Consider the following 25,326-nt stretch of genomic DNA (forward strand, 5'->3'; position numbering starts at 1 on the left):
CCCGTGCTCAAACATTCTCGCTGCGCTGCGAAACTGCGCGCGGGACGATATAGGCGGGCGCCCCGGGGACTACGTTGACGCTGCTTGTCTCGCCCGGGTGCCGTCGGGCCAGGGAGGGACGTCTTCGCTGATAGGTGCTTTGTTGAGAGAGCTGCTTTTATGCGGCTCTTTCTTTGTTTTTGGGTATATTTGTTCTTGTTGAATTGTTATTGCGGATGGGCTGGGTACTTGGCTTTCCGCTGTTATTTGTAGCCGTCTCGGCTTTGGTTGAGGGGAGACGTCCTTTATGCGTATTGTGTTTATGGGTACGCCTGATTTTGCTGTGCCTTCGCTGACTTCGCTTGTTGAGGCTGGGAATGAGATTGCGCTTGTCATTACTCGTCCCGATGCTGTTCGTGGGCGTGGTAAGAAGCTTGAGCCTTCTCCTGTTAAGGCCAAGGCGCTTGAGCTGGGGTTGCCGGTTGTTGAGGCCAATCGTATGACGCCCGAGGTTGTCGAGTCGCTTCAGGCTGCGCAGGCTGATATATTCTGCGTGGCTGCCTATGGCTGCATTTTGCCCGATGAGGTGCTGCATATGGCGCCGCTTGGTATTGTGAATGTTCATGCTTCGCTGCTGCCGCGTTGGCGTGGCGCCGCTCCCATTCAGCGTGCGATTCTTGCTGGTGATGAGGTTGCCGGCGTTTCCATTATGCGTATTGGGCATGGCGTGGATACCGGCGCTTATTGTGCGCAGGCCTCGACATCTGTCGCCGGCAAGCATGCCGAGGCACTGACGATGGAGCTTGGCGAGCTGGGCGGTAAGCTGCTGGCCGATACGCTGCCCTCGCTTGCCGATGACACAGCGGTGTGGACCGAGCAGGATGAGTCGCTCGTCACGCATGCTGCCAAGATTTCCAAGCAGGAGATGCGTCTGGATCCGCAGATGGCGGCGCTCGATTGTGTGCGTCACGTGCTGGCTTCGTCCGACACTGCACCCGCTCGCTGCGTGATTGCTGGCAAGTCGGTTCGCGTGCTCGATGCTGCGCCAAGCGATGCGTCGCTTGGCGAGGGCGCTGTTGCCGTTAAGAGCAAGCGTGTTTACCTGGGCCTGTCGGATGGCTCGGTTGAACTGCTCGAGGTTAAGCCTGACGGCAAGCGTGCTATGGCTGCTTCTGCCTGGGCTGCCGGCCTGCAGGGTGCCGATCTGACGTGGGGTGTTTTGTCATGAGCAAGCTTTCCCCCGCGCGTAAGCTCGCGCTCGATGTGCTGATGGAGGCCGACCGTCGCGGCATGTATGCGCGCGACGTGTTGTCTTCTCGTGCTTCTGCCAAGGCCATTGACCAGCGCGATTCTGCCTTTGCCGCTCGTTTGGCACTTGGTGTTGCAGCCACCCAGGGCATTTTGGACGAGCTGCTCGACCAGTTTCTCGATAAACCCAAAAAGGTCGCGCCGCGTGTTCGCATGGCGCTTCGCATCTCGGCCTTTGAGATGCTCTACCTGCATACGCCTGGCCGCGTTGCGGTGAGTCAGGGCGTTGAGCTGGTGCGCAGCGGAGCTAAGTCTGCCGCCGGTTTGGCCAATGCCGTGCTGCATAAGGTCGCTGACAACGTCGAGGACTTTGCCACTGCGGCGGATGCCGATGAGTCCGAGCGCCGATTGGTTCGTCTGTCGCGCCTGTTGGGTCTGCCGCGTTGGCTGTGCGCTCGTATTATGGCTTCGTTTGACACACCGGAGGGCGCGCTTAGCTTTGCCGGTAATCTGGCCCCCGCTCCGCTGGCCCTGCATGAGAACGCCTTTGCGACCAAGCCCGATCCGTATATCTCGCAGCTTGTTGCGCCTGTGTTCCCGGGTTGCCATGCGCCGGTCGATGCACAGGCTACGGTTGCGTCGGGTGTGTTTGAACGCGCGTCGGCCGTGGTCTCGGACCTTAACGCTCAGCTCATCGCTACTGCGGCTACTCGTCCCGGGCGCTGCCTAGAGATTGGCGCCGGTCGTGGTACCAAGACGTATGTGATGATGTGCCAGGCTAAGCGTGCCGGCTACGACCGTCAGCACACTGCACTCGATTTGCACGATCGCAAGTGTGATCAGAATCTTGCGCGCCTGCATAAGGCTGGTATCAAGGGCGTTCGTACCGTCTCGGGTGATGCGTGCGAGCTCGATACGGTCCTCACGTCGTTCGATGCGATGCTTGGTAAACCCGTTCTGTTCGATACGGTGTTTATCGATGCCCCGTGCTCGGGTACCGGCACCATGCGCCGTCATCCTGAGATTCCGTGGCGCTTGACCGAAAAGGACGTGACGGTTGAGCTTCCTAAACTGCAGCTGACGATGCTCAAGGAAGCCGCCGCGCGCGTTGCTGCCGGCGGTGAGCTTATCTATGCCACCTGCTCGGTTTTTGCTGAGGAGAACACTCAGGTCGTGGATGCCTTCCTGGCCTCTCCCGAGGGCGTAGGCTTTAGCGTGGCGCCGCTCTCCGAAGCCCAAATTCTGCAGCTACCCGATTTTGAACAAGCCAAGAAGCTCGTCTCCGTACGTCAAAACGACCGTGGACTTTTCCAAAGCGTCCCCGTAAACGCCGACTCCTACGACGGCCACTTCTGCGCAAGGCTGGTCCGCAACTAATACGACACCCGAGGATTGATCTGCTTGTCATGAAATGGGCCTACCTACTACATTAAACCCATTACCCCCAACCATGCCGAATTTAGCGAAATCAAAACCGCAGGTAGACGGCTCGTCGATTTTGTAAAAACGCAGGTGTGCTCGGATTATATGGGTCAAATGTAGTAGATAGGCCGTTTTCGTGGCGCAACTCCAGACCAGTTGCCGGGGCGTGGGACATTCCTGAAAAAATTCGGCCCCGCGATCGGGCTTTATCGCGGGGCCGCTTGTCACTAGTGGTTATGTGGGCAGTTGGCGCAACAGCCGCTGGTGGCGCTGGTGCTGGAACCGCCGCTGCGCTGGTCGGTGTTGTAGAAACCGCTGCCATCGAACTTGATGCCGCTGGCAGAGAACGTCCTGGATGCCGGAGCGCCGCAGCTGGGGCATATTACCTCGGGCGTCTCGGACATGGGGTGCTCAACCTCAAACACATTGCCGCAGCTCGTGCACTTGTAATCGTAGCGCGCCATAATACTTCCTTTTCAGTACAAAGCGGGCAGATCACTCTGCCCGCAAAAATTCAAACGTCTGTAACTGTACCCTATATCGGGCGTTTTATCACGGTTCGCTCCAGAATCTATGGGTGTTGCGCAGGAGCTGCGCAGTTTTGCCCTCGGCGGCCGCAACGTCGGCCTCTTGCGCCTGCCAGGTCCAGTTGCCCGTGGCCACGCCCGGTACGTTCATGCGCGCATCGTCGCCAAGCCCCAGGACATCCTGCAGCGGCATCATCACCAGGGGAGCGTCGCTTGCCAGGGCGTTGCCCATGAGCTCGCTTGCCAATGCAATGCCGCTCGGTTCGTCGCCACCCGCAAAGGAGCGCGTGCACCAGCCGGCAAGTGTCGAGGTGTCGTGCGTCGAGGTGTACAGGATCTTGCCCGGCGTGGGATACATGCCGTTGCGAACGTCGTAGTCGCTAAACTCCAGCACGTCCATGCCGGGGAAGCCGCAAGTCGAAGCCATCGCACGAACGCCAGGCGTCAGATAACCCAGATCCTCGGCAATAAAGTTGAGCGGACCCAGCTCGTCGTAGGCCGTCTGGAACAGGTCCTTGCCCGGTCCCGCCAGCCAGCGACCGTCGGCACAAGCCTTGCCTGCAGGGATACTAAAGTAGCTGTGGAAGCCCAGGAAGTGATCAAGGCGCACGCGGTCGTAGAGCGAAAACGCACGACGCAGGCGATCCATCCACCAGCTATAGCCGTTCTGCTTCATGTGATCCCAGCGGAAGGTGGGGTTTCCCCATACCTGGCCCTCGGGCGCAAAGTTATCGGGCGGCGCACCGGAGACCTCGATTGCCTTGCCGGTATCGGACAGCCAGAAGTTCTCGGGCTCGCTCCACGCATCGGCCGAATCGTCCGAGACATACATCGGGATATCGCCGATGACCTCGATGCCCTTCTTGTGCGCATAGTTCATGAGCTCGCACCAGGCAAGGTCAAAGCGATACTGCATGTACGCCTGCAGCTCGGCCTCGTCGTGGAAGCGCTTGTCATCGATCAGGTGCTCGTTGTAGCGCGCGACATCCGCCGGCCAATCGTGGCGCGACAGTCCCTCAAAGTGCTTCTTGACCGCCATGTAGACGCAGTACTTCTCGAGCCAGTCGGCGTTGCGATGTTTAAACGCCGTGTACAGCGGGTCGGCATCCTCGCCGCCGCGGGTCTTCCAGGTAGCAAAGTCGGCGGCCAGCTCCTTGTGGCTCTCGGGCAGCAGGTCGATATTGCCTGCAAAGGCCGAAGGACCGGCGTAGGGGGAGCGGAAGAAGTCCGTGGGATTGACGGGCAGAACCTGCCAGTAGCGCATGCCCATGGCGGCCAGGTGGTCGATAAAGCGACGCGTGGGCGCACCGATTGTGCCGGGCTTGCCGTCGTCGGTCGGCACCGAGGTGATATGGCACACGACGCCCGCGCCGTGATCGAGCGGCTCTTGCAGGCGCTTGTCGGCATGGTGATAGATGATCGAAGAGCCCAACGGGTACAGGTCGAGCGTAACGGTGCCATTGTGGATTTCGCACTCGTGGCCGCTGATCACGTCGCTCGCACATTCGCCGAGCGCTGGAATCGTCACGCAGTGCGAATTGCGCAGGCTGCGGTTGATGATAACCGTCGCGGCCTCGCCGTCTTTGCCCGTGCGGGTATAGGCCAAGACGTCGTCGTTGAGCGCAAAGGCCTTGATCTCGCCGTCAACCATAAAGGGCAGCGCGCGACGTACGGCAGACGCGTTCTTAACGATAGCCAGCGTATCGAAGTCGTGGAGTTGGTCCTTGGTCGGCAGGGTGCGGCGGTTGCCCGGATCGGTGAGGCCCTCCAAGCCGTACTCATCGCCATAATAGATCGAGGGCACGCCGGGGAAGGTCATCTGCATGAGCGTCGCCAACCAAAAGCGGCTCTTGGCCAGGCCCATGGAGTTTTCGTCCAGGCGCCATTTGCTACGCTCGCTCTCGGGCAGCTGCGACTCGTCGGGGCCGCCGCCGAGCACCGAGATGATGCGCGGGCGGTCGTGGCTCGAAAGCAGATTGAGTGCGCAGGACAGTGCCTCGCGCGGGTAGTTCTCGCGCAGGGTTTCGATATCCTCGGCTGCCTGATAGGCGTTCTTGTAGCCCATCAAAAAACCGATGACCATGTCGCGGAAGGGGTAGTCCATAGCGGAGTCGAGCTCAGAGCCCTGCAGGTAGCGGCGCAGGTGGCCATAGCTGATCTTGTTGGAGGCGTCTTCCCAGACCTCGCCGAGCAGCAGCGCGTCGGGCTTCTCGGCGAGCACGGCCTTTTTGATTTCGGCCAGGAAGTCGTCGGAAAGCTCGTCGGCCACGTCCAGGCGCCAACCATGGGCACCGGCGCGCAGCCATTTGCGGATCACGCCGTCCTTGCCCAGGAGCCGCTCGCGCACCAGTTCGGAGCTCTCGTTGATGGCGGGCATGTTGCCCACGCCCCACCAGCAGTCATACGAGCCGTCCTCATGGAAGTAAAACGCATCGCGCCACGGCGAGTCCTCGCTCTGCCAAGCACCGACGCCGGGATAATTGCCGTAGCGGTTAAAGTAGATCGAATCGTCGCCCGTGTGGTTGAAGACGCCGTCCAGGATGATAGAAATGCCGAGCTTCTCGGCCGCCTTGCACAGCTCCGTAAAGTCCTGCTCGGTGCCCAGAATCGGGTCGATCTTGGTATAGTCGGCCGTGTCGTAGCGGTGGTTGCTCGCGGCCTCAAAGATCGGGTTGAGGTAGATGGCCGTAAAGCCCAGCTCGGCAATGCGGGGCAGGTTATTCTGGATACCCTTGAGCGAGCCGCCGTAAAAATCCCAGGTCTTGATGGAGCCGTCTTCGGCACGCTCGTACTCGGGCGGTTCGTTCCAGTCCTCGACCATGCGGCGCTGGATTCCGTTGCGAGGCTTTTCGACTTCGGTCAGCGTGCGCTCGCGCCAGTTTTCGTCGCGTGCATAGCGATCGGGGAAGATCTGGTAAACCATGCCGCGCTCGTACCACTCGGGACGTACTTCGCGGTGCTTATAGACGGTAATCTGGAAGGACGGAACCTCGGCGTAGTCGTAGGTTACGCCCTCGCCGCCGGTGCGGCCTTGCGGCGCGCCCAAGCGGACCTCGGGCTGGCCCTCGATATTGCAGATAAAGCTGTACCAGATAAGACAGGGCTCGGTGCACTCAAGCTCTACGGTAAAGATGCCGTCGCCCTCGTGCGTCATGGGATACCGAGACTCACCGATTTCATCTACCCAGGTGCGCAGCGTAAGCGTTGCCTGGTTGGGATCGGCATCCTCCAAAATCACCGAGAGGGAAACGGAAGTTCCAGTGGTCACAGCGCCAAACGGAGTGCGAAACTGCGGCAGGCGGCTGTTGTGAATCAATCTCATAGTACGGTCCAGTTCTATACAATCATGGCCAGCGGGCCATGGGCTTAACGCACAAGGTGTAAGTATATCTGTTGTACATAGGGTGTATAAACAACATCCGTTTACCATCGGCGAACGGTTGTCCTAGAAAATCGTTTTACCACCCAAATTATCGCGGTATTCGAAAACGCCCAGACGGATACTATTTGTAGTCAAACAAAAGCACTTCGGTTTACTACGACGATTTGAATGATCTCAACCACGGTCATTATGATGATATTAAAACCGCAGGTAGAAGCGTTGTCAATTTCGTAGATTACCCGCCGTGGTCGGCTGGAGCCATTTTGTCGTAGTAAACCGGCCCTCTTTTTAATACAGAAGTTCAACCAAGATGAGGGCGCCTGGTAGGGGCGCCCTCATCTTGCGTTGGATTAAGTTTTAATCGTCCGGATTAGTGGCGCTTGCGGGTGGCCGTTGCCTTACGGACGGAGGTCTTCTTGGTCGGGGCCTTTTCCTCGGCCGGAACAGCGGGGGAGACCGGGGTCTCCTTGGCGGGCTTGGTCTTTGCCGTAGCCTTCGGAGCGGTCTTGACCTCTGCGGCCTTCGGAGCAGGCTCGGCCTTTACTGCGGGCTTGTCCTCGGCCTTAGCCTCTGCCTTGGGAGCAGCAGCCTTGGTCGTGGTCTTTTTGGCCGTCGTCGTAGCGCGCTTGCGCGTGGTGGTCTTGGCGGCCGGCTTTGCCTCGACAGCTGCCTTGGCCTTGGGCTCGGAGGGTGCCTCCTCGACCTTGACGACGGACTTTGCGGCGGCCTTCGCGGTCGTCTTTGCGGCGGCCTTCGTCGTAGCAGCCTTGCTCGTCGTCGACTTCGTAGCCGTGGCCTTCTTGGTGGTCGCGGTCTTGGACGCGGCCGTCTTCTTGGCGGCAGACTTGGCCGGAGCCTTTGCCACAGGCTTAGCCTCGGCGGTGGCGGTCTCGGCCTTTACCTCGGGAGCGATCTCGGCCTCGGCAGCTTTCTTGGCTGCGGCGGTCGTGCGCTTGCGCGTGGTCGTTGCCTTGGCGGTAGTCGTCTTTGCTGCGTCGGTCTTGGTGGCAGCGGCCATGGTTGTCGTAGCCTTCTTGGCCGTCGTCTTGCGCGTCGTGGTCTTCTTGGCGGTAGGCTTCGCAGCTGGCTTAGCCTCAGCCTCGGGAGCTGCCTCAACCTTCACCTCAGATTTAGCCTCAACCGGCTTCTCCTCAGTCTTGGGCTCCTCGGCAGCAGCGGGTGCCTCAACAACCGGCTCGGCCTCAGCCACAACCTCGGGCTCGGCCTCAGCCTTCTCGGCCGCAGCCTCCACACCCGCCGGCCTCTCAATCTCCGGGTGCATAAAGAAGTACAGGTCCAGATACTTATCGGCCGAACGCGTCCAGCTAAAGTCCTGGCTCATGGCCTGCGTGACCAGCTGGTTCCATGCCTCACGGTTATCCCAGAACAGGCGCGCTGCGCGGAAGACCGCGTCGCCCATCTCGTCGCCATTAAAGTTGCTAAACGAGAAGCCCGTACCCTCGCCGGTAAACTCGTTATACGGGATCACGGTGTCCTTCAAGCCACCGGTCTCGCGCACGATGGGCAGGGTGCCGTAGCGCATGGCGATGATCTGCGACAGACCGCAGGGCTCAAACTTCGAAGGCATCAGGAACATGTCGGCGGCGGCGTACATACGCTGCGACAGTGCCGGATCGAATTCGATGCGCGCGGCCATGGTGCCAGGGTACTTGTCCTGGAAGTAGCGCAGGCCGTCCTCGTAGTCGCGGTCGCCTGTGCCCAGCACGGCCACCTGAACGCCGCCGGACAGGATGCGGTCGAGCGCGTACATGACCAGGTCCATGCCCTTCTGGCGCGTCAGGCGAGTAACCATCACCATAAGCGGGCGGTCGTCGCGAACCTCGAGGCCTAGCTCTTCCTGCAGCTTGGCCTTGCACACGGCCTTGCCGGAACGATCGTCAATCGTGTAGTTGGCGGCAATGCGCTTGTCGGTTGCCGGGTCAAAGCCCGCCACGTCAATGCCATTCAAAATGCCCTGCAGCGCGTAGGAACGCTCGCGCAGCACGCCGTCCAGGCCCTCGCCAAACTCGGGTGTCTGGATCTCGCCCGCATAGGTGGGGCTCACCGTTGTGATGGCGTCGGCATAGTGCAGCGCGCCCAGCATGTAGTTGATGCTGCAGGCGTCGCAGCGCAGCTGCGAGGCGGCCGCCGGAATATGCGCCACACCCAGGATGTCTTCCATCACGGTGTCGCTAAACTGGCCCTGGAACGCCACGTTGTGGATCGAGAACACGGTCTTGACGCGGTCGTACAGCGGCAGGCCCTGGTAGAACTCGCGTAAGAACACTGGTGCCAGTGCCGTCTGCCAGTCGTTGCAATGCAGGATGTCGCACTCAAAGCCGGCCGGCAGGTGCTGCAGGCTCTCGGTGATGGCCTTGGAGAAGAACGCAAAACGCTCGCCGTCGTCAAAGAAGCCGTACGGATAGTCGCGCGCAAAGTAGCGCTCGTTGTCGATGAACATATAGGTGACGCCGTCGTGCTCGAGCTTCTCGAGTCCACAGTACTCATTGCGCCAGCCCAGGCTCACGTAAAAGTCGGCAAAGTGCTCCATCTGCGCTTTGTACTCGTCCTTGATGGTGGCGTACTTGGGCACCATCACGATAACCTCGGCGCCGGCGCGCACGAGCGCCGCAGGCAGCGAGCCCGCCACGTCGCCGAGGCCACCGGTCTTAACAAACGGTGCGCACTCGGCCGCGGCAAACACGATCTGCATCTTTTTGCTGGTTTCTGCCATATTGTCTCCCATGTTGTAATTCGAGAATAGCCGCCTGGCGCTAACCGGGCGGCTATTCTACATGTTACGAGCGATGTTGCGGTGCCAACGTTAACGCACGATGGTGGTGTCGGAAGTTAACGGAGCCTTGCCCAGCACCAGAATGTTCTCGGGCGTGCCGCGAAGCTCGGTATTGGTGGGGACCACGTTGTTCTTATCCAGGATGGCATTCTCAACGCGTGCGCCGCTCTTGATGATGCAGCTCTGGTTGATGATCGAGTTGGTCACCGAAGCGCCTTCCTCGACCACGACGCCGCGCGACAGGATCGAGTTGCGCACGGTGCCCTTGATGATGCAGCCGGCCGAGATGATCGAGTTGCACGCGTGGCTGCCGGTCGCATAGCGCGAAGGCGGCACGTCGTGAGCCTTGGTCAGGATCGGGCGCTCGGGGTCAAAGAGCTGATCGGCCACGGTCTGGTCGAGCAGGTCCATGCTGCGGCGGTACAGCGACTTCTCGCTAAACACGCCCACGACCTCGCCCTTGTACTCGTAGCTGCACACGTCGATGTTGCCAAAGTCGCCCTGGAGTGCCTCGAGCAGGTCCAGATAGTCGGCGGCCTGGTAGTGGTCGATAATCTCGAGCAGCGTCTCGCGGTTGACGATGCAGCAGTCCATAGAGGCGTTGTCGCCGTACACGACGCCGGCGCTCACGCCCGTCAGGCGGCCGTTCTCGTTAATCTCGAGTTTGGTCTCGTCATCGACGTTGCGCGTGGCCTTGCAGTACACCACGGTCATCTGGGCGCCGGAGTTCTCGTGTGCGTCGATGATGGTGTTGAGGTCCATGTTAAAGATGATGTTGGTGCCCATCATCACAACATAGGGATTCTCCGAGCGCTGGAACAGCGTCTTGTTGGAGATGATGTCGCGCAGCAGGAAGCGCATGCCGCCCTTGGTGGTGCCATACGCGTTGCCGGGCACCATGAACAGGCCGCCCTTCTTGCGGTCCAGGCCCCAGTCCTTGCCCGAGCCCACGTGGTCGATCAGCGAGCGGTAGTTACCCGGCATGACGACACCGACGGTCTTAATGCCGGCATTCATCATGTTGGACAGCGGGAAGTCGATCAGGCGGTAGCGGCCCAAAAACGGAACGGACGCGATGGGGCGGTCCTTGAGCAGCACGCTGCCGTAGGTCGAAGAGTAGTTAGCGGTGATGTAACCGATGGCCTTGCGATTGATCATCGGATCATTCCCCCTTCCCGATAACGACGTCATTTCCAACGACGGCCGTATCCTTGGTGGTATCGACAGAGCCGAGCTTCACGCCCTCTTCGACCGTGGAGTTCTCGCCCAAAATAGCGCGGCAGATGTGCGCACCGCTCTTGACGTGCGCGCCCGGCAGCAGCACGGAGTCCTCGACCACGGCGCGCTCCTCGATGATGACATCGGTCGAAATGATCGAGTGGCGAGCGGTGCCGTAGATCTTGCAGCCGTTGGAGACCAGGCAGTCGTCCAGGCGGCCGTCCGGGCCAATGTAGTGCGGCGGACGCGTGGTGATGTTGGACATGATGGGGAAGTGCTTGTCGAACAAATCGAACTCGGGGTTGTTGCCCAGCAGGTCCATCGAGGTCTCGTGGAAGCTGGCGATAGTGCCGACGTCCTTCCAAAAGCCGTGGAACTCGTAGCTGTACAGGCGCTTGCCCTCGCCGAGAAGCTTGGGGATGATGTCCTTGCCAAAGTCGTGGCTCGAGCGCTGGTCCAGAGCGTCCTCCTCGAGCGCCTCGATCAGCACGTCGGCCGAGAAGATGTAGATGCCCATGGACGCGAGGTTCGAATCGGGCTTATCGGGCTTCTCGGTGAACTTGGTGATGCGGCCGTCCTCGGGGTCGGTGGTCAGGATGCCAAAGCGGCTGGCCTCCTCCCACGGCACGGGCATAACGCTCACCGTGAGGTCGGCGTTATTCTCAATGTGCGTCTTGAGCATCTTGCGGTAGTCCATGCGATACAGGTGATCGCCCGAAAGAATCAGGACGTACTTGGGGTCGTTGGCCTTGATGTAGTCGAGGTTCTGCGTAATGGCGTCGGCCGTGCCCGCATACCAGGCGCCGCCGGTCTGCGTTTCGTACGGCGGCAGGATCGATACGCCGCCATCGCGGCTGTCCAGATCCCAAGCCTCGCCGGAGCCCACGTAGGCATGCAGCAGGTAGGGGCGATACTGGGTCAGAACGCCCACCGTGTCGATGCCCGAGTTGGAGCAGTTGGAGAGCGAAAAGTCGATAATGCGGAACTTGCCACCAAAGCTAACCGCCGGCTTAGCGATCTTTTGGGTGAGTGCCCCCAATCGGCTGCCCTGTCCTCCTGCGAGGAGCATCGCGATGCATTCTTTCTTACTCATCGATTTCTCCTTCTGTCATCGATGTTCCTAAACCCATTAGCGACGGGTGCGGCACAACGTCACGCCCGTCGAGTAATGCCGTGCTGGCATAGGGGAGCTTGCGCGCCTTTACGCGTGCCAGATCTCGTCGCGGTACTCGCGAATGGTGCGGTCGCTCGAGAACCAGCCCGAGGAGGCGGTGTTGAGCAGCGCCTTGCGGTTCCAGGTCTCCTGGTCGCCATAGCTGCCCGTGAGTTTCTCCCACGCATCTACGTAGCTGCGGAAATCGGCCATGACCAGGTCGGGGTCGTTGTTGTTCATGAGCTCGTTGTAGATGCTCTCGAAGTTGCCCGAAAGACCCGCAAAGGTGTTGTCCTTGAGCTCGTCCATCACGCGGCCCAGGCGCTCGCGATCGTTGTTGAGCGTATCCCACGCAAAGTAGCTGTTGGATGCCCAGAGCTGCTCGACCTCGGGGGCGGTCAGGCCAAAGATGGCCTCGTTCTCGCGGCCGGCCAGGTCGGCGATCTCGATGTTGGCGCCGTCGAGGGTGCCCAGCGTAATGGCGCCGTTCATCATGAGCTTCATGTTGGACGTGCCCGAGGCCTCCTTGCCGGCCGTGGAGATCTGCTCCGAGATCTCGGCGGCGGGGTAGATGAGCTGGGCGTTGCTCACGCGGAAGTTGGGGATAAAGCAGACCTTCATGACCTCGTTGACGCGGGCATCGTTGTTGATGACGTCGGCCACGGAGTTAATGAGGCGGATGGTCTCCTTGGCAAAGGTGTAGCTCGAGGCAGCCTTGCCGCTAAAGATGAAGGTCGTCGGCGTCACGTGGAAGTTGGGATCGGCGATACGACGGTTGTAGATGTCCATCACCTTCATGATGTTCATGAGCTGGCGCTTGTAGGCGTGGAAGCGCTTTACCTGGACATCGAAGACGGTGTTGGGGTCAATGACCAGACCGGTCTCGGCCTTGACGTAGGCGGCCAGACGCTCCTTGTTGGCGCGCTTGGAAGCGCCCACGGCCTTCAGGAACTCGGTGTCGTTCTGGAAACTTTTAAGCTTCTCCAGCTCAAAGGCGTCCTTGAGCCAGCCGTCACCAATAGCCTCGGTCACAAGCTTGGCGTAGGTGGGGTTGGCCTCGGCAAAGAAGCGACGGTGCGAGATGCCGTTGGTCTTGTTGTTGAACTTCTCGGGCGTCAGGGCATAGAAGTCCTTGAGCACGATGTTCTTGATGATGTCGGAGTGGATCTTGGCCACGCCGTTGACGCTATGGCTGCAGATCACGGACAGGTTGGCCATGCGAATCTCGCCGTCCCACAGGATGGCGGTCTGGCGCAGACGCTCCTGCCAGCCTTCCTGCGTGGTGTCGAACGACTCGTGCCAACGACGGCTGATCTCGTCGATGATCTGGTACACGCGGGGGAGGAGCTTGGAGAACGTGCCGATGGGCCACTTCTCCAGGGCCTCGGGCAGGATGGTGTGGTTGGTGTAGCTCACGACCTGCGTCACGATGTTCCAGGCGTCATCCCACTCGAGCTTCTTCTCGTCGATGAGGATGCGCATGAGCTCGGGGCCGCACATGGCGGGGTGGGTGTCGTTGGTGTGGATGGCCACAAACTGCGGCAGCAGCTCCCAGTTCTCGCCGTGCTCCTTCTCAAAGGTGTCGAGCAGACTGTAGATGCCGGCCGAGACAAACAAGTACTCCTGCTTCAGGCGCAGCAGACGGCCGTGCTCGCCGGCGTCATTGGGGTAGAGGATGGCGCTGATGGCCTCGGCCTCGGCGCGCTCGGCGTCGGCCAGGGCATAGTCGCCGCGGTTGAAGGCCTCCAGGTCAAAGTGCTCCTCGACCGGCTCGGCGGCCCAGACGCGCAGCTTGTTGACGGTCTCGCCGGCATAGCCCACCACGGGGATGTCGTAAGGGACGGCCAGGATGTCCTGCGTGTCCACCGTGCGGTAGAACGTGCGGCCGTTCTCCTCAAAGCCCTCGACGTGGCCGCCAAACTTAATGGTCACGGCCTTGTCCTGACGGCGGACCTCCCAGGGATAGCCGTGGGTGAGCCACTCGTCGGTAGCCTCGACCTGGCTGCCGTTGACGATCTCCTGCTTAAACAGGCCGTAGCGGTAGCGCATGCCGTTGCCGTAGCCGGCAATGCCCTCGGCTGCCATGGAATCCAGGAAGCATGCGGCCAGACGGCCCAGGCCACCGTTGCCCAGCGCCGGATCGGGCTCCTGGTTCTCGATGACGGACAGATCAAAGCCCATGTCGTCGAGCGCCTCGGCAACCATGTCGCGCACGCCAAAGTTGAGCAGGTAGTTGTCGAGCAGGCGGCCGATCAAAAACTCGATCGAGAAGTAGTACACGCGCTTCTTGCCCTCGGCGGTCACGCGGGCGTCACTCTTGGTGGCAACGGTGCGCGCCTTCTCAGCCACGAGCTTGGCCAGGGCGTTAAAGCGGTCCAGGTCGCTGGCGGCCTCGACGCTCTTGCCGCTGATGCTCATGACGGCATCGCGATAGAGCTCGGTAAACTCCTGCTTGTTGTCGAAGATCTTATTCATACGTTCCTTTCCCCCGGGGATGTTTCTCCCGGAACGGTTATGACTTGTATCCTACGCCCCCGCGGGGCGGGTAATTGCAGTGGTAACGCTTTTGTTACGCTTTCTTGGCAGGAGCCTTAACAGCGGCTGCCTTAGCCTTGGGAGCAGCCTTTTTAGTGGCTGCCTTTTTGGCCGTGGTGGATTTGGCCGTGGTCTTGGCGGCAGACTTGGCAGTCTTCGCCTTGGCCGGAGCCTTCTTAGCAGCCGCGGGCTTGGGCTTTACCGTGGACGTACGCTTCTTGGGCGCGGCCTTGGGCTCCTCAACCACGGGCGGCTTATAGCTGCTGGGGCCGCGGCGCTTAAGCACCACGCCAGCCAGGCCGGGCACCTTGATCTCGATGGAATCCATCTGCCCGTTCCAGGGATAGGGCTCGCTTGAGCAGGTGTAGGGTTCCTCGCCGGCATAGCCGCTGCCGCCAAACTCGGGACGGTCGGAATCGAAGATGACCTCCCAGTCGCCCTCGCGCGGCACGCCCACGCGGAAGCTCTCGTAGCTCGCCGGGTCAAAGTTGATCAGGATCACCAGGTCGTCATCGACGTCCTCGCCCTGACGCACAAAGCTCACGATGGACTGCTTGGAGTTATCCGCGTCGATCCAGGTAAAGCCGTCGTCGGTGTAGCCGCGCTCGTACAGGGCTGGCTCGGCGGTATACAGGTGGTTAAGCGCCTTGATAAACGCCTGATGATGCTTGTGAGTCTCATACTCCTCGGTCAAGAACCACTGAATGGACTCGTAGTAGCGCCACTCGATAAACTGGCCGATCTCGTTGCCCATAAAGTTGAGCTTGGCACCGGGGTGCGTCATCTGGTAGAAGGCCAGCGTGCGCAGGCCGGCAAACTGGCGCCACCAGTCGCCCGGCATGCGGCCGATGAGCGAGCACTTGCCGTGCACGACTTCGTCGTGGCTCAGCGGGCAAATAAAGTTCTCGGTAAAGGCGTACATGATGGAGAACGTGAGCAGGCCGTGGTTGCCGGGGCGCCACGGAAAATCGGTCTGCATGTAGTGCAGGGTGTCGTTCATCCAGCCCATGTCCCACTTGTAGTGGAAGCCCAGGCCGCCGTCCTGCGGCGGATAGGTCACGAGCGGCCACGCTGTGGACTCCTCGGCCATCATCATTACGTCGGGGTAGTGTGCCTCTACAGCGCAGTTGACCTGGCGGATAAACGCGCTGGCGTCCAGATCCTCCTCGGTTCCGTACTTGTTGAACTTCTTTTGGCCGGGATCGTCAATGCCAAAGTTGAGGTACAGCATGCTGGACACGCCGTCCATGCGAATGCCGTCCACGTGGAAGTTTTCGAGCCAGTACAGCACGTTAGAGACCAGGAAGGAGCGGACCTCGCCGCGGGCGAAGTCAAACTTGTGCGTGCCCCAGTTGGGGTGAATCTCGTGCTCAAATAGCATGTGGCCGTTAAAGGTGGCAAGGCCGTGGGAGTCGGCGCAAAAACCGCCGGGCACCCAGTCCATGATCACACCGATGCCCGCCTCATGGCACGCATCGATAAAGTGCATGAGCTGCTGCGGGTTGCCGTAGCGCGACGTGGCGGCGTAATAGCCGGTCGTCTGGTAACCCCAGGAGCCATCGAAAGGATGCTCCATAAGCGGCATGACCTCGATATGCGTGTAGCCCATGTCGCGCACGTAGTCCACGAGCTCAACCGACAGGTCGTCGTAGGTGTAAAACTCGCCGCGCTGCGCGGGGAAGGGGTCCATGGGGCCGGGGTAGTTGCCGTACTCGTCGGGCTCGCCCTGTGGCGCGTCGCCGTGGCGCTTCCACGAGCCAATATGTACCTCGTAGATGTTAAGGGGCTGCGACATGTGGTTATGGCTGGCGCGGCGCTTGAGCCATGCGGCGTCGTTCCACTGGTAGCCATCGAGGGTCCACAGCACGCTCGCGGTACCCGGAGGGCACTCGGCCTTAAAGGCGTACGGATCGGCCTTGTAGAGCTTTTCGCCCTCGTTGGTCTCGATGAGAAACTTATAGAGCTGACCCTGCTCGGCGCCAGGAATAAAGCCTTCCCAAATAGCGCTCGTATGCATGGGCACCAACGGGTTGGCTTGCTCATCCCAGTCGTTAAATTCGCCAATGACATGGACGCTTTTTACATCGGGCGCCCAAACGCAAAAACGCCAGCCGCGCGTACGGTTCTGCGTGTCGGGGTGCGCGCCCATCTTTTCCCAGCTGCGCTCCCACGTGCCGATGCCAAATAGGTAGACATCGTCCTTGGTGAGCTCCGGTGCATGCGGGGCGGCTTTGCGGGTAGCAGGCTTTTTGGTTGCTGGCTTTAGCTTTGTATCGCTCACGTTTGATCCCATCATGACGCGGCAGCGTGTTGCCTTGGTGACTAGATGCGAAAGGTCCAAGGCTGCACGAATCGAAGGGACGGCGATAGTTCTATGATTCGTTCCACCTCGCGTGCTCGGTGGAACTTTCGGCAAAAACTACGATAACACCTGTACGTTACTTTTATGGACGAAAGAGGATTTGCGGGCGCGTTTAATCGGTAAGCGCCATGTTTATACCACTTGCAGAATTGCTGTGGTAAAACTCTTGACAGTTTTATCAATTAGCGTTTCTAGATTGTTAGGTTGACGTTTGGTAAAACGTATTTAGCAGGTTGTTTACCTTTTGACATCGAAAGGCTCGTTTATGGACCACATCGCCGCCCCAAGTGTCGCTTTTATTTTCGATTGCGACGGCACGCTGGTTAATAGCACCCCCGTTTGGGCCTATGCCCAGCCCGAGTTGCTGCACCGCCACGGGGTTGACGTGACGGTCGATGATTTTGCCCAGTTTGAGCATTTATCGCTCGAGGACGAGTGCCAGGCCTACCACGACACCTGGGGCATTGGCGAAAATGGCGAGGAGCTCTACCGCGAGCTGAGCGACATCCTGATCGATGGTTACTCCAAGGTGCCGCCCCGTGAGGGTCTGCTTGCATTTTTGAAACAGGCACAGGAGGCCGGTATTGCCATGTGCGTGGCCACGTCCACTCCGGCCGAGCTGGTTACGTCTGCGCTTGCGGGCGCCGGGCTCGATGCCTACATGGAGTTTGTTACCACCACGGGCGAGGCGGGACGCTCCAAGCAGTTCCCTGATGTGTACGAGCTGGCGCTGCGCCGTCTGGAGGAGCGCCATGGGCACAAGTTTGAGCGTGCATGGGTGTTTGAGGACGCCGTCTTTGGCCTTAAGAGCTCTGGCACTGCCGGCTTTAAGCGCGTGGGCATTTATGATCCACACGGACGCATGGAGCGCGACGAGGTTCGCGACAACTGCGACATCTTTATCGATAGCTATGAGGACCTTGATTTGGCCCGCGTGCTTTCGTTTGAGGGATAGGCGAGAGCTGTGGCTTGCAAGGTATTGGTGGTCTGCGGCTCGCCCGTGGTAGCGAGCGCGGATCTGCTACGTCAGCTGGCGGGGAAGTGCGACCACGTTGTCGCCGTGGACCGTGGGCTCGACGCGTTGTTGAACGCCGGTCTGGGCTGCGATGTGTATGTGGGAGATGCCGACACGGTGAGCGACGCGGGTCGCGCACTGGTCGATGCCGCCACCGACTTTGAAGTTGAGCGTCACGACCCCTACAAGGACTATACCGATCTGGCGCTGGCGCTCGATTCCGTCCGTCGTCGCTGGCCGGGTGCCGAAGTGGTTGTGACCTGCGCCACCGGTGGCCGTCCCGACATGGCCCTGTCCGTGCTGGGGCTGCTCGCGGGCTACGAGGACGCCCCCGTCTGGATCGCCGAGGACATGGTGGTCGCTCGCATCCTTCACGCAGGCGAGTCGTGGACCATCGAGGACGCCGAGGGCAAGACGTTCTCCATCATCGCCATAGCCCCCAACACCGAGGTAAGCGAACATGGCCTAGAGTGGGAGCTAGATCACAGCCCCCTAGGTCTGCTAGCCGACACAGGCATTAGCAACGTCGTCAGGTCAACAGCCACGATCCAAGTCCACACCGGCACCGCCATCGCTTACCTCTACAAGTAAAGGCCATCGCATCAGGGTTTTATCCACCGTCCCAGGAAAACCCGTAAAGTGGATAATCAATCCAAAATTCCCCCTTGCATCTCAGCAAACATTCCCCTATAGTATCTCCTCGTCACGGGGGCGTAGCTCAGCTGGGAGAGCGCTTGACTGGCAGTCAAGAGGTCAGGGGTTCGATCCCCCTCGTCTCCACCATCGTGAAAGCAAGGCCACTCAATCGAGTGGCTTTTTTATTTGCAAAGTTTTGCCGGCAGCAGCAGTTGTCGCAAATTTTGCGACAACTGCTGCCCAAAAAGTTGCGCAATTACCTTCCCGGTTTTGTACAAAGTTTGTTAGCCAGACATAATAGTTTGAGCAATTCACGCCGCCAGCAATACAACTCAGACAGTGCTCACTAACCCTCACACCCCCATAAACCTGCGGCAATGCGTGCGAGGCGGCGCGATATCTCCCATAACCACGGCAAATAAACAATATGTTGCTCAACACACCCCAAAACGTATGGGCTACCTGCTGTGCTAGGATAACTAACGTTACATGGGTTCAACTGTGTTCACGGCTCCAACAAGCCGCAAAGCGCAGGGTCGATCAGCATCCGGCCGTAACGGCGGTGCCAGAAAAACCACGAGCTCCAATACAGTAGTCATGCAGCAATGCTTTGAATTGATTTGCGGTCATTTATATTTCTGCAAGATATTCTAAGTGGGTCTGTCATGGCAAAATGCAGCAAGCACTTAAGCTGTTTGCGTGTGAGACAGTCGGTTGTTAATCATCCCCTGATTGTCTCACACGCAGCCAACTGTATGTGCTTTTGTCATTAAAACGATTGGTCACATACGGGCTGCGTCATACATACCGTTCACGGTGGGGCAGAGCCACGTGCTTGTCTAACTGGGCTCAGGGTTTGAATATGGAGCGCCTTCGCGCACAAGCGCCCTGGCGTAGCCATACCCAAACCCCGTGAGCCACACGTAAGACAGCAAGGGGGTGGTGCTCGTGTGGTATGTGATCCAGGTCATTAACGGTCGCGAAGACGTAATGCGCGAGCGCATCGAGCGCGTGGTGCCGGCTGGTGCCATGCAGGAGCTCTTTTACCCCCAATTTCAAACCGAGATTAAAGTACACGGCGAATGGGTCAATACGACCAAGCCGCTCTTTCCCGGTTATCTTATCTGCGATACGGCAGACCCCCGCACCGTGCAACAGTATCTGCTGCGCATGGACGACTTTGCCCGGGTGTTATCCCAGGACGGTCAGTTTGTGCCACTGGCAAAAGAAGAGGTCCAGCTTATTGGTGGCTTTACGCATAGGGGAGACCGCGTAGTGCCCATGAGTGAGGCCTTAAAAGACGGCGACCAGGTCTTAGTGACGGCAGGTCCGCTGCTGGGCCACGAGGGCCTTATCAAAACCATTAACAGACGCAAGAGCACTGCCTATTTGGAGCTCGATCTATGCGGCCGTCGCGTTACTACGCGCGTTGGCCTCGCGGTGCTTTCAAACGAGCAGCGCGCAATGCGAAACCTTAAAAAGGCGATCGCCTAGCTGCAGGCGGCTGTCTAACGGGATAGGGAGGATCCCCGGGGGCGGGGACGTAGACAACGGGATCAATAGGGAAGAGTAGAAGAGATTTTGAATACCGAATCTAAGAGCGCAAAGCAAAAGGGGAAGCTGAGTACCTTTGAGCCGTATGCGTTGATGGCATATGACATTGCGGCAACTTATATTGCTGTGTTTGTTGCATCGTGGGGAACGCAGCATTGGGCGACGCTCAGCGGAGCAGCCGGCGCATGCCCGGCTATTCTTGTGCTTGCGCTTGTTAACGTTGTCGTCTTTTGGTTCTTCCACATGTATAGCAGCCTTTGGCGCTATGCGAGCATTTCCGAGGCTGGACGTATTGTTGCTGCTGTAACGGTAGGCTCAGTCATTGGCGATGTTATCTTTAACGTGTTATTTGGCAAGGGCATGACCCTTCGCGAGGACGTTATGGCATGGGCTGTCTTCCTCATTATTTGCGGAGGCGGACGCTTTGCGATTCGCGCCATTTATGGTAGCCAGCTCTGGCGCTTTAAAAGCAATTCCGATGCTCATCTCCCGCGTACGCTCATCGTAGGAGCAGGGGAGACCGGCTCTCTTTCCATCAAACGTATGCTCAACGGAGACCCCGATATGATCGGTGATCCGGTTGCCGTAGTTGACGATGACCCCAATAAGCAAAACCAGCGTATTCATGACGTTAAGGTCTACGGTACTTGCGCCGATATCCCTACTATTGCGCACGATTGCGAAGCAGAACAGATTGTCGTGGCAATTCCTAGCGCTACGCATGAAGAGCGTCAGCGTATCTATGACCTGTGCATGAAGACAGGTCTTAGGGTTCTCACGCTCCCCAATGTCCGCGATATTCCGCAGGATGGTGTAGGCAGGGTTGCTCTTCGTGAGGTCGAGATCAGCGACTTGCTTTCTCGTGAGGAGAAGTCTCTTGACCTTAACCAGATGGGCTATGTTACCGGTAAGCGCATTTTGGTCACGGGCGGCGGCGGATCTATTGGCTCAGAGCTTGTACGTCAGCTGCTTCCGGCAAAGCCTGCGCAAATCGTGTTGTTCGACATTTACGAGAACACTACCTATGAGCTGTATCACGACATCATCAAGACCGCTCATGATCAAGGAACTGATATTCAAGTTTATATCGGCTCCATTACGCATCTCCCTGCGATTACCAAAGTCTTTGAGAAATACCATCCGCAAGTTGTTTTCCACGCTGCAGCCCACAAGCACGTTCCTCTTATGGAACACAACGCCCGCGAGGCAATCGAGAATAACGTTTTTGGCACGCTCAACGTCGTGCGCCTTGCCGACAAGTACCAGTGCAGTCACTATGTGCAGATTTCCACCGATAAGGCCGTTAATCCCACTAACGTAATGGGTGCCACCAAGCGTATGGACGAGATGATCGTTCAGTATTACGCGGCAAACAGTAAGACCATCTTTACGGCTGTTCGCTTTGGCAATGTTCTGGGTAGTCATGGATCGGTTATTCCGCTGTTTAAGCGCCAGCTTCGTGAGGGTGGCCCTATCACCATTACGCACAAGGACATCACGCGTTACTTCATGACCATCCCCGAGGCTAGTAAGTTGGTCATTACTGCTGGTGCACTTGCTCATGGCGGCGAGATCTTTGTTCTGGACATGGGTGAGCCGGTCAAGATCTACGACCTTGCCATCAACCTTATTACGCTGAGCGGTCTTAAGCCTGGCATAGATATCCAGATCAAAGAGGTCGGCCTGCGTCCTGGCGAAAAGATGTACGAGGAGCTTCTTATGGACAACGAGCAGCTCCTGCCTACCGAGCATTCCGAGATTCGCATTTCCACAGCCGAGGCCGACAGGATGGAAGAGATCAAAGACAAGCTCGAGAAGCTTCATGACTGCCTCGACAAGGATAACGACACGGTTAAGTCCGTTCTCGCTGAGGTTGTACCTACATATCATCCGCAGTTTAACGATTAGGGATAAGGAGCCAAGATGGACATTAAACCCTTTGAGAACAAGGTTTGGCTTAGCTCGCCGACCATGCACGGCGATGAGCTCAAATACGTTACCGAGGCATATGAGACTAACTGGATGTCAACGGTAGGCGAGAATATCAACGAAATCGAACGCCAAATGGCTGAAAAGATTGGTTGCGGCTATGCCGTTGCCCTTTCTTGTGGTACTTCTGCCTTGCATCTTGCCATGAAGCTTGCTGGAATTAAGCCCGGTGATGAGGTCCTTTGCAGCGATATGACGTTCGACGCAACGGTGAACCCAGTTGTTTACGAGGGCGGTGTCCCTGTATTTATCGATACCGAGCGAGACACTTGGAATATGGATCCCGTCGCTCTTGAAAAGGCCTTCGAACTGCATCCGACTGCAAAGGTCGTTGTGGCGGCGCATCTATACGGCACGCCTGGCAAAGTTGAAGAACTTCGTTCAATTTGCGATGCGCACGGGGCCGTCCTTGTTGAGGATGCTGCTGAGTCACTTGGTGCCACGTATAAGGGTCGTCAGACCGGCACGTTTGGTGACATTAGCGCCATTAGCTTTAACGGCAATAAGATCATTACCGGTTCCGCTGGTGGCATGCTTTTAACTGATAGTAAAGAGGCAGCCGATAAAACTCGCAAATGGTCGACCCAGTCGCGCGAAGCCGCTCCCTGGTACCAGCATGAGGAGCTTGGTTATAACTATCGCATGAGCAATGTAATTGCCGGTGTCGTGCGTGGCCAGATTCCGTATCTGGAGGAGCATATTGCCCAAAAGAAGGCTATTTACATGCGTTACAAAGAGGGCTTTAAGGGTCTGCCGGTGAGCATGAACCCCTATGACCCTAACGTTTGTGAGCCTAACTTCTGGCTTTCTTGCATGCTGATTGATCCCGATGCGATGTGCAAACAGGTTCGTGGCGAGAGTGAGGCGCTTTACGTAAGCGAACCTGGAAAGAGCTGCCCCACCGAGATTCTTGAGGCTATTGCCGCCATTAACGCCGAGGGTCGTCCAATATGGAAGCCTATGCACATGCAGCCTATTTATCGCATGAATGCTTTCGTGACGCGCGAGGGCAATGGTCGAGCTAAGACCAACGCGTATATTTCCGGCGGTGCAACGGGTACAGATGGCTTGCCTTTGGATATTGGCGCCGACATCTTCCATCGTGGTTTGTGTCTGCCCTCCGACAATAAGATGACTCCCGAGCAGCAGGACGTAATCATCGAAGTGATTAGGCGTTGTTTTGAGTAGGCTTGGTAACGAAACATTCTATCAGCGCTACGGCAAGAGGATGATTGACGTCACTCTGTCCTGTCTTCTCTTGGCGCTTTTTTGGTGGGTACTTGTCATCGTGGCCGCTCTCGTACGCGTCAAACTTGGCGGGCCTGTGTTGTTCAAACAGCCACGGCCTGGTCGCGGTGAAAAGATTTTCGAACTATATAAGTTTCGAACGATGACGAACGAACGTGATGAGAATGGCAAGTTGCTTCCTGATAAAGTACGCCTTACCAAGTTTGGTAAGGCGCTTCGTGCAACAAGTCTCGATGAACTGCCTGAAGTCTTCAACATCGTGAAGGGCGATATGTCGATTATTGGCCCAAGGCCACAACTTGTTCGGGATATGGTATTTATGACACCCGAGCAGAGAAAACGCCACATAGTAAGACCAGGCCTCTCAGGCCTCGCCCAGATTAACGGACGAAACGCCATCGCATGGGACGAAAAGCTCGCATACGACTTGAAGTACATCGATCAGATTTCGTTAAGTGAAGATATTTCGATTTTCTTTAAAACGATTTTAAAGGCTTTCGTCAAACAGGAAGGAATAACCGAGGAAGGCATGGCCACGGCAGCTGATTTAGGCGATTACCTACTTTCAGTAGGAAGAGTGTCTCGTAACAAATATGATGCTCTTCAGATTCAGGCAAAACAATTGATTTCTGAAATGAGCGTGAAGTAATGACCACTGCTTGCAGCAACTTCGGTCTTGTTTCAATTGTAATGCCGGCATATAACTCTGAACCTTTCATTGATGAAAGCATCAGGAGCGTTCAGTCTCAAACTTACGGTGATTGGGAGCTCTTGATCGTTGATGACTGTTCTACCGACAAGACAATTTCAATCGCAAACGAAATCGCTCGTGGTGATTCTCGAATCCACGTTTTTCAAAATAAGCAAAACTCCGGCGCGGCTTATTCAAGAAATCGTGCACTACGAGAGGCCAAGGGTGATTGGATTGCATTTCTTGACAGCGATGACTTATGGGATAAGGAAAAGTTAGCGAAGCAGCTTTCCTTTATGAGGGATAATCGGTGCGGGTTTTCCTATACAAAGTATGAGACTGTTGACGAGAAAGGCAGGCCGCTTCAAAAGAGTTTTAGCGGGCCTGCTCGTATCGACAGGGTTGGTATGCGTTGTTACTGCTGGCCCGGGTGTTTAACGGTTATGTATGACGCGCATATCGTTGGCGTTGTGCAAATCGCAAATCTTAAGAAGCACAATGACTACGCCATGTGGTTGAATGTAATTGATGTTGCCGATTGTTTGCTTTTACCAGAAGTGCTCGGTCGTTACCGCGTGAGATCTTCTTCCATTTCGCATGGGACGTCAAAATTAATCCAGGCCAAACATTTATATAAACTTTGGAATAGCAGAGGATGCTTCAAGGCTACAGCTCTAGGTCATACAGCATTAAATATTGCTTGTTCTTTTTACAAGAAGATTAGATATGTTCATTCCTTTTGACGGGAGCCAAGATGAGCGATCGCGTTGAGGTGCTTATTGCGGCTTTGGATTGTAATCCTGAGTCGCTTATAGATAAAATGAATATTCAGACAGACGCAATTGTCGCCAATCAATGTGACGAAAATAGGATTTATGACTTTAATGCGAACGAACATTGTATTAAAGTTTTGAACTTTAATGAACGCGGCGTAGGTCTTAACCGTAATAATGCCCTGATGAGAGCTACTGCGGAGTATTGTCTCATTGCTGACGATGATATGGTCTATCTTGATGGATATGAAGAAATAGTTTTACGTGCTTTTAAAGAAAACCCTAATGCCGATGTCATTATTTTTAACTTAGAAGAGCCAATACCGCATCGTTTTATTAATAAGAAGAAATTTACGGTTGGATTTTTTAATTTTATGCGCTACGGTGCGGCGAGAATGGCTATCAGATTAGATTCGATTCGGACAAACGGCGTGTTCTTCAATCTTTGTTTTGGTGGGGGAACTGATCATTCTCATGGTGAGGACACGCTCTTCCTGGCTGATTGCCTAAAAAAGAAGCTACGCATCATTGCGGTACCAGATTACATAGCTTGTTTGACTGAAGAGCGAGAGTCAACGTGGGAACAAGGTAAGAATGAAAAATATCTTCGCGATCAATCTTTGCTCTTTTCTTTAATCGATAGCCGTAAATGGAAATTGTTGTGTTTACAAGACGTAATTAGGCACGGTAATGAATTTACTGTTTCTCGGTTAAAAGCGCTAAAAATTATGTTAAATAACGGGCGGAGCATGTAACGTGGGCGCCATTGCTAACTATCCACTCGGATCTCTTATATATTT

At 57.1% G+C, this 25,326-nt stretch carries 17 protein-coding genes and 1 tRNA gene; 11 read left to right on the forward strand and 7 right to left on the reverse strand.

Features of this window, described 5'->3' with window-relative positions; translation table 11 throughout:
• Positions 1–286 precede the first annotated feature (286 nt).
• Together fmt and DW823_RS04425 are read left to right on the forward strand one after the other, a co-directional pair.
• The gene (fmt, locus tag DW823_RS04420) at positions 287–1,207 is read left to right on the forward strand and encodes a methionyl-tRNA formyltransferase (RefSeq protein ID WP_118080602.1); all 921 of its coding nucleotides are present in this window, start codon (positions 287–289) and stop codon (positions 1,205–1,207) included.
• On the forward strand, positions 1,204–2,604 hold the full coding sequence (locus DW823_RS04425) for an RsmB/NOP family class I SAM-dependent RNA methyltransferase (RefSeq protein ID WP_118080604.1): 1,401 nt from the start codon (positions 1,204–1,206) through the stop codon (positions 2,602–2,604). The genes fmt and DW823_RS04425 overlap by 4 nt, the downstream gene beginning before the upstream one ends.
• Positions 2,605–2,876: 272 nt before the next feature.
• Here the strand turns inward: DW823_RS04425 and DW823_RS04430 are convergent, their stop codons facing one another.
• The 7 genes from DW823_RS04430 to glgB form a co-directional block, all read right to left on the reverse strand.
• Entirely contained in the window at positions 2,877–3,113 is a 237-nt protein-coding gene (locus DW823_RS04430) for an FmdB family zinc ribbon protein (protein ID WP_118080606.1), read from the reverse strand.
• Positions 3,114–3,201: 88 nt separating this feature from the next.
• Positions 3,202–6,498 (reverse strand): 4-alpha-glucanotransferase, encoded by a 3,297-nt coding sequence (locus DW823_RS04435; RefSeq protein WP_118080609.1) that lies wholly within the window; start codon positions 6,496–6,498, stop codon positions 3,202–3,204.
• Between the two features lie 430 nt (positions 6,499–6,928).
• A complete protein-coding gene (gene glgA, locus DW823_RS04440; RefSeq protein ID WP_199574343.1) occupies positions 6,929–9,292 on the reverse strand; it encodes a glycogen synthase GlgA in 2,364 nt (787 codons plus the stop codon).
• A 90-nt stretch (positions 9,293–9,382) separates the two neighbouring features.
• Complete coding sequence (gene glgD / locus DW823_RS04445) at positions 9,383–10,510, reverse strand: glucose-1-phosphate adenylyltransferase subunit GlgD (RefSeq protein WP_118080611.1); 1,128 nt, start codon at positions 10,508–10,510, stop codon at positions 9,383–9,385.
• 4 nt (positions 10,511–10,514) lie between these two features.
• A complete protein-coding gene (locus DW823_RS04450; RefSeq protein WP_118080613.1) occupies positions 10,515–11,663 on the reverse strand; it encodes a glucose-1-phosphate adenylyltransferase in 1,149 nt (382 codons plus the stop codon).
• Positions 11,664–11,771: 108 nt separating this feature from the next.
• Positions 11,772–14,198: a glycogen/starch/alpha-glucan phosphorylase gene (locus DW823_RS04455; protein WP_118080615.1), complete on the reverse strand. Its 2,427-nt coding sequence runs from the start codon at positions 14,196–14,198 to the stop codon at positions 11,772–11,774.
• Between the two features lie 94 nt (positions 14,199–14,292).
• Positions 14,293–16,554, reverse strand: a complete 2,262-nt coding sequence (glgB, locus tag DW823_RS04460) for a 1,4-alpha-glucan branching protein GlgB (RefSeq protein ID WP_118080617.1) — start codon at positions 16,552–16,554, stop codon at positions 14,293–14,295.
• Positions 16,555–16,885: 331 nt separating this feature from the next.
• Between glgB and DW823_RS04465 the strand changes: the two genes are divergently transcribed.
• From DW823_RS04465 to DW823_RS04505, 9 genes are all read left to right on the forward strand, one after another.
• On the forward strand, positions 16,886–17,575 hold the full coding sequence (locus DW823_RS04465) for an HAD family phosphatase (protein ID WP_118080619.1): 690 nt from the start codon (positions 16,886–16,888) through the stop codon (positions 17,573–17,575).
• Positions 17,576–17,584: 9 nt separating this feature from the next.
• The gene (locus DW823_RS04470) at positions 17,585–18,226 is read left to right on the forward strand and encodes a thiamine diphosphokinase (protein WP_118080621.1); all 642 of its coding nucleotides are present in this window, start codon (positions 17,585–17,587) and stop codon (positions 18,224–18,226) included.
• A gap of 116 nt (positions 18,227–18,342) precedes the next feature.
• A tRNA-Ala gene (locus DW823_RS04475) sits at positions 18,343–18,418 on the forward strand.
• 801 nt (positions 18,419–19,219) lie between these two features.
• Positions 19,220–19,765 carry an antiterminator LoaP gene (loaP, locus tag DW823_RS04480; RefSeq protein WP_233542984.1) on the forward strand — a complete coding sequence of 182 codons (546 nt, stop codon included), beginning with the start codon at positions 19,220–19,222 and terminating at the stop codon, positions 19,763–19,765.
• Positions 19,766–19,852: 87 nt separating this feature from the next.
• Positions 19,853–21,733 carry a nucleoside-diphosphate sugar epimerase/dehydratase gene (locus DW823_RS04485; protein ID WP_233540526.1) on the forward strand — a complete coding sequence of 627 codons (1,881 nt, stop codon included), beginning with the start codon at positions 19,853–19,855 and terminating at the stop codon, positions 21,731–21,733.
• A 15-nt stretch (positions 21,734–21,748) separates the two neighbouring features.
• Entirely contained in the window at positions 21,749–23,002 is a 1,254-nt protein-coding gene (locus DW823_RS04490) for a DegT/DnrJ/EryC1/StrS aminotransferase family protein (RefSeq protein WP_117776504.1), read from the forward strand.
• A gap of 40 nt (positions 23,003–23,042) precedes the next feature.
• The gene (locus DW823_RS04495) at positions 23,043–23,711 is read left to right on the forward strand and encodes a sugar transferase (protein ID WP_117776532.1); all 669 of its coding nucleotides are present in this window, start codon (positions 23,043–23,045) and stop codon (positions 23,709–23,711) included.
• Entirely contained in the window at positions 23,711–24,496 is a 786-nt protein-coding gene (locus tag DW823_RS04500; RefSeq protein ID WP_118080625.1) for a glycosyltransferase family 2 protein, read from the forward strand. Before DW823_RS04495 ends, DW823_RS04500 begins: the two co-directional genes overlap by 1 nt.
• 11 nt (positions 24,497–24,507) lie before the next feature.
• On the forward strand, positions 24,508–25,281 hold the full coding sequence (locus DW823_RS04505; RefSeq protein ID WP_117776506.1) for a glycosyltransferase family A protein: 774 nt from the start codon (positions 24,508–24,510) through the stop codon (positions 25,279–25,281).
• Positions 25,282–25,326: the final 45 nt, after the last annotated feature.

The organism is Collinsella sp. AM34-10, assembly GCF_003469185.1.
Lineage (GTDB): Bacteria > Actinomycetota > Coriobacteriia > Coriobacteriales > Coriobacteriaceae > Collinsella.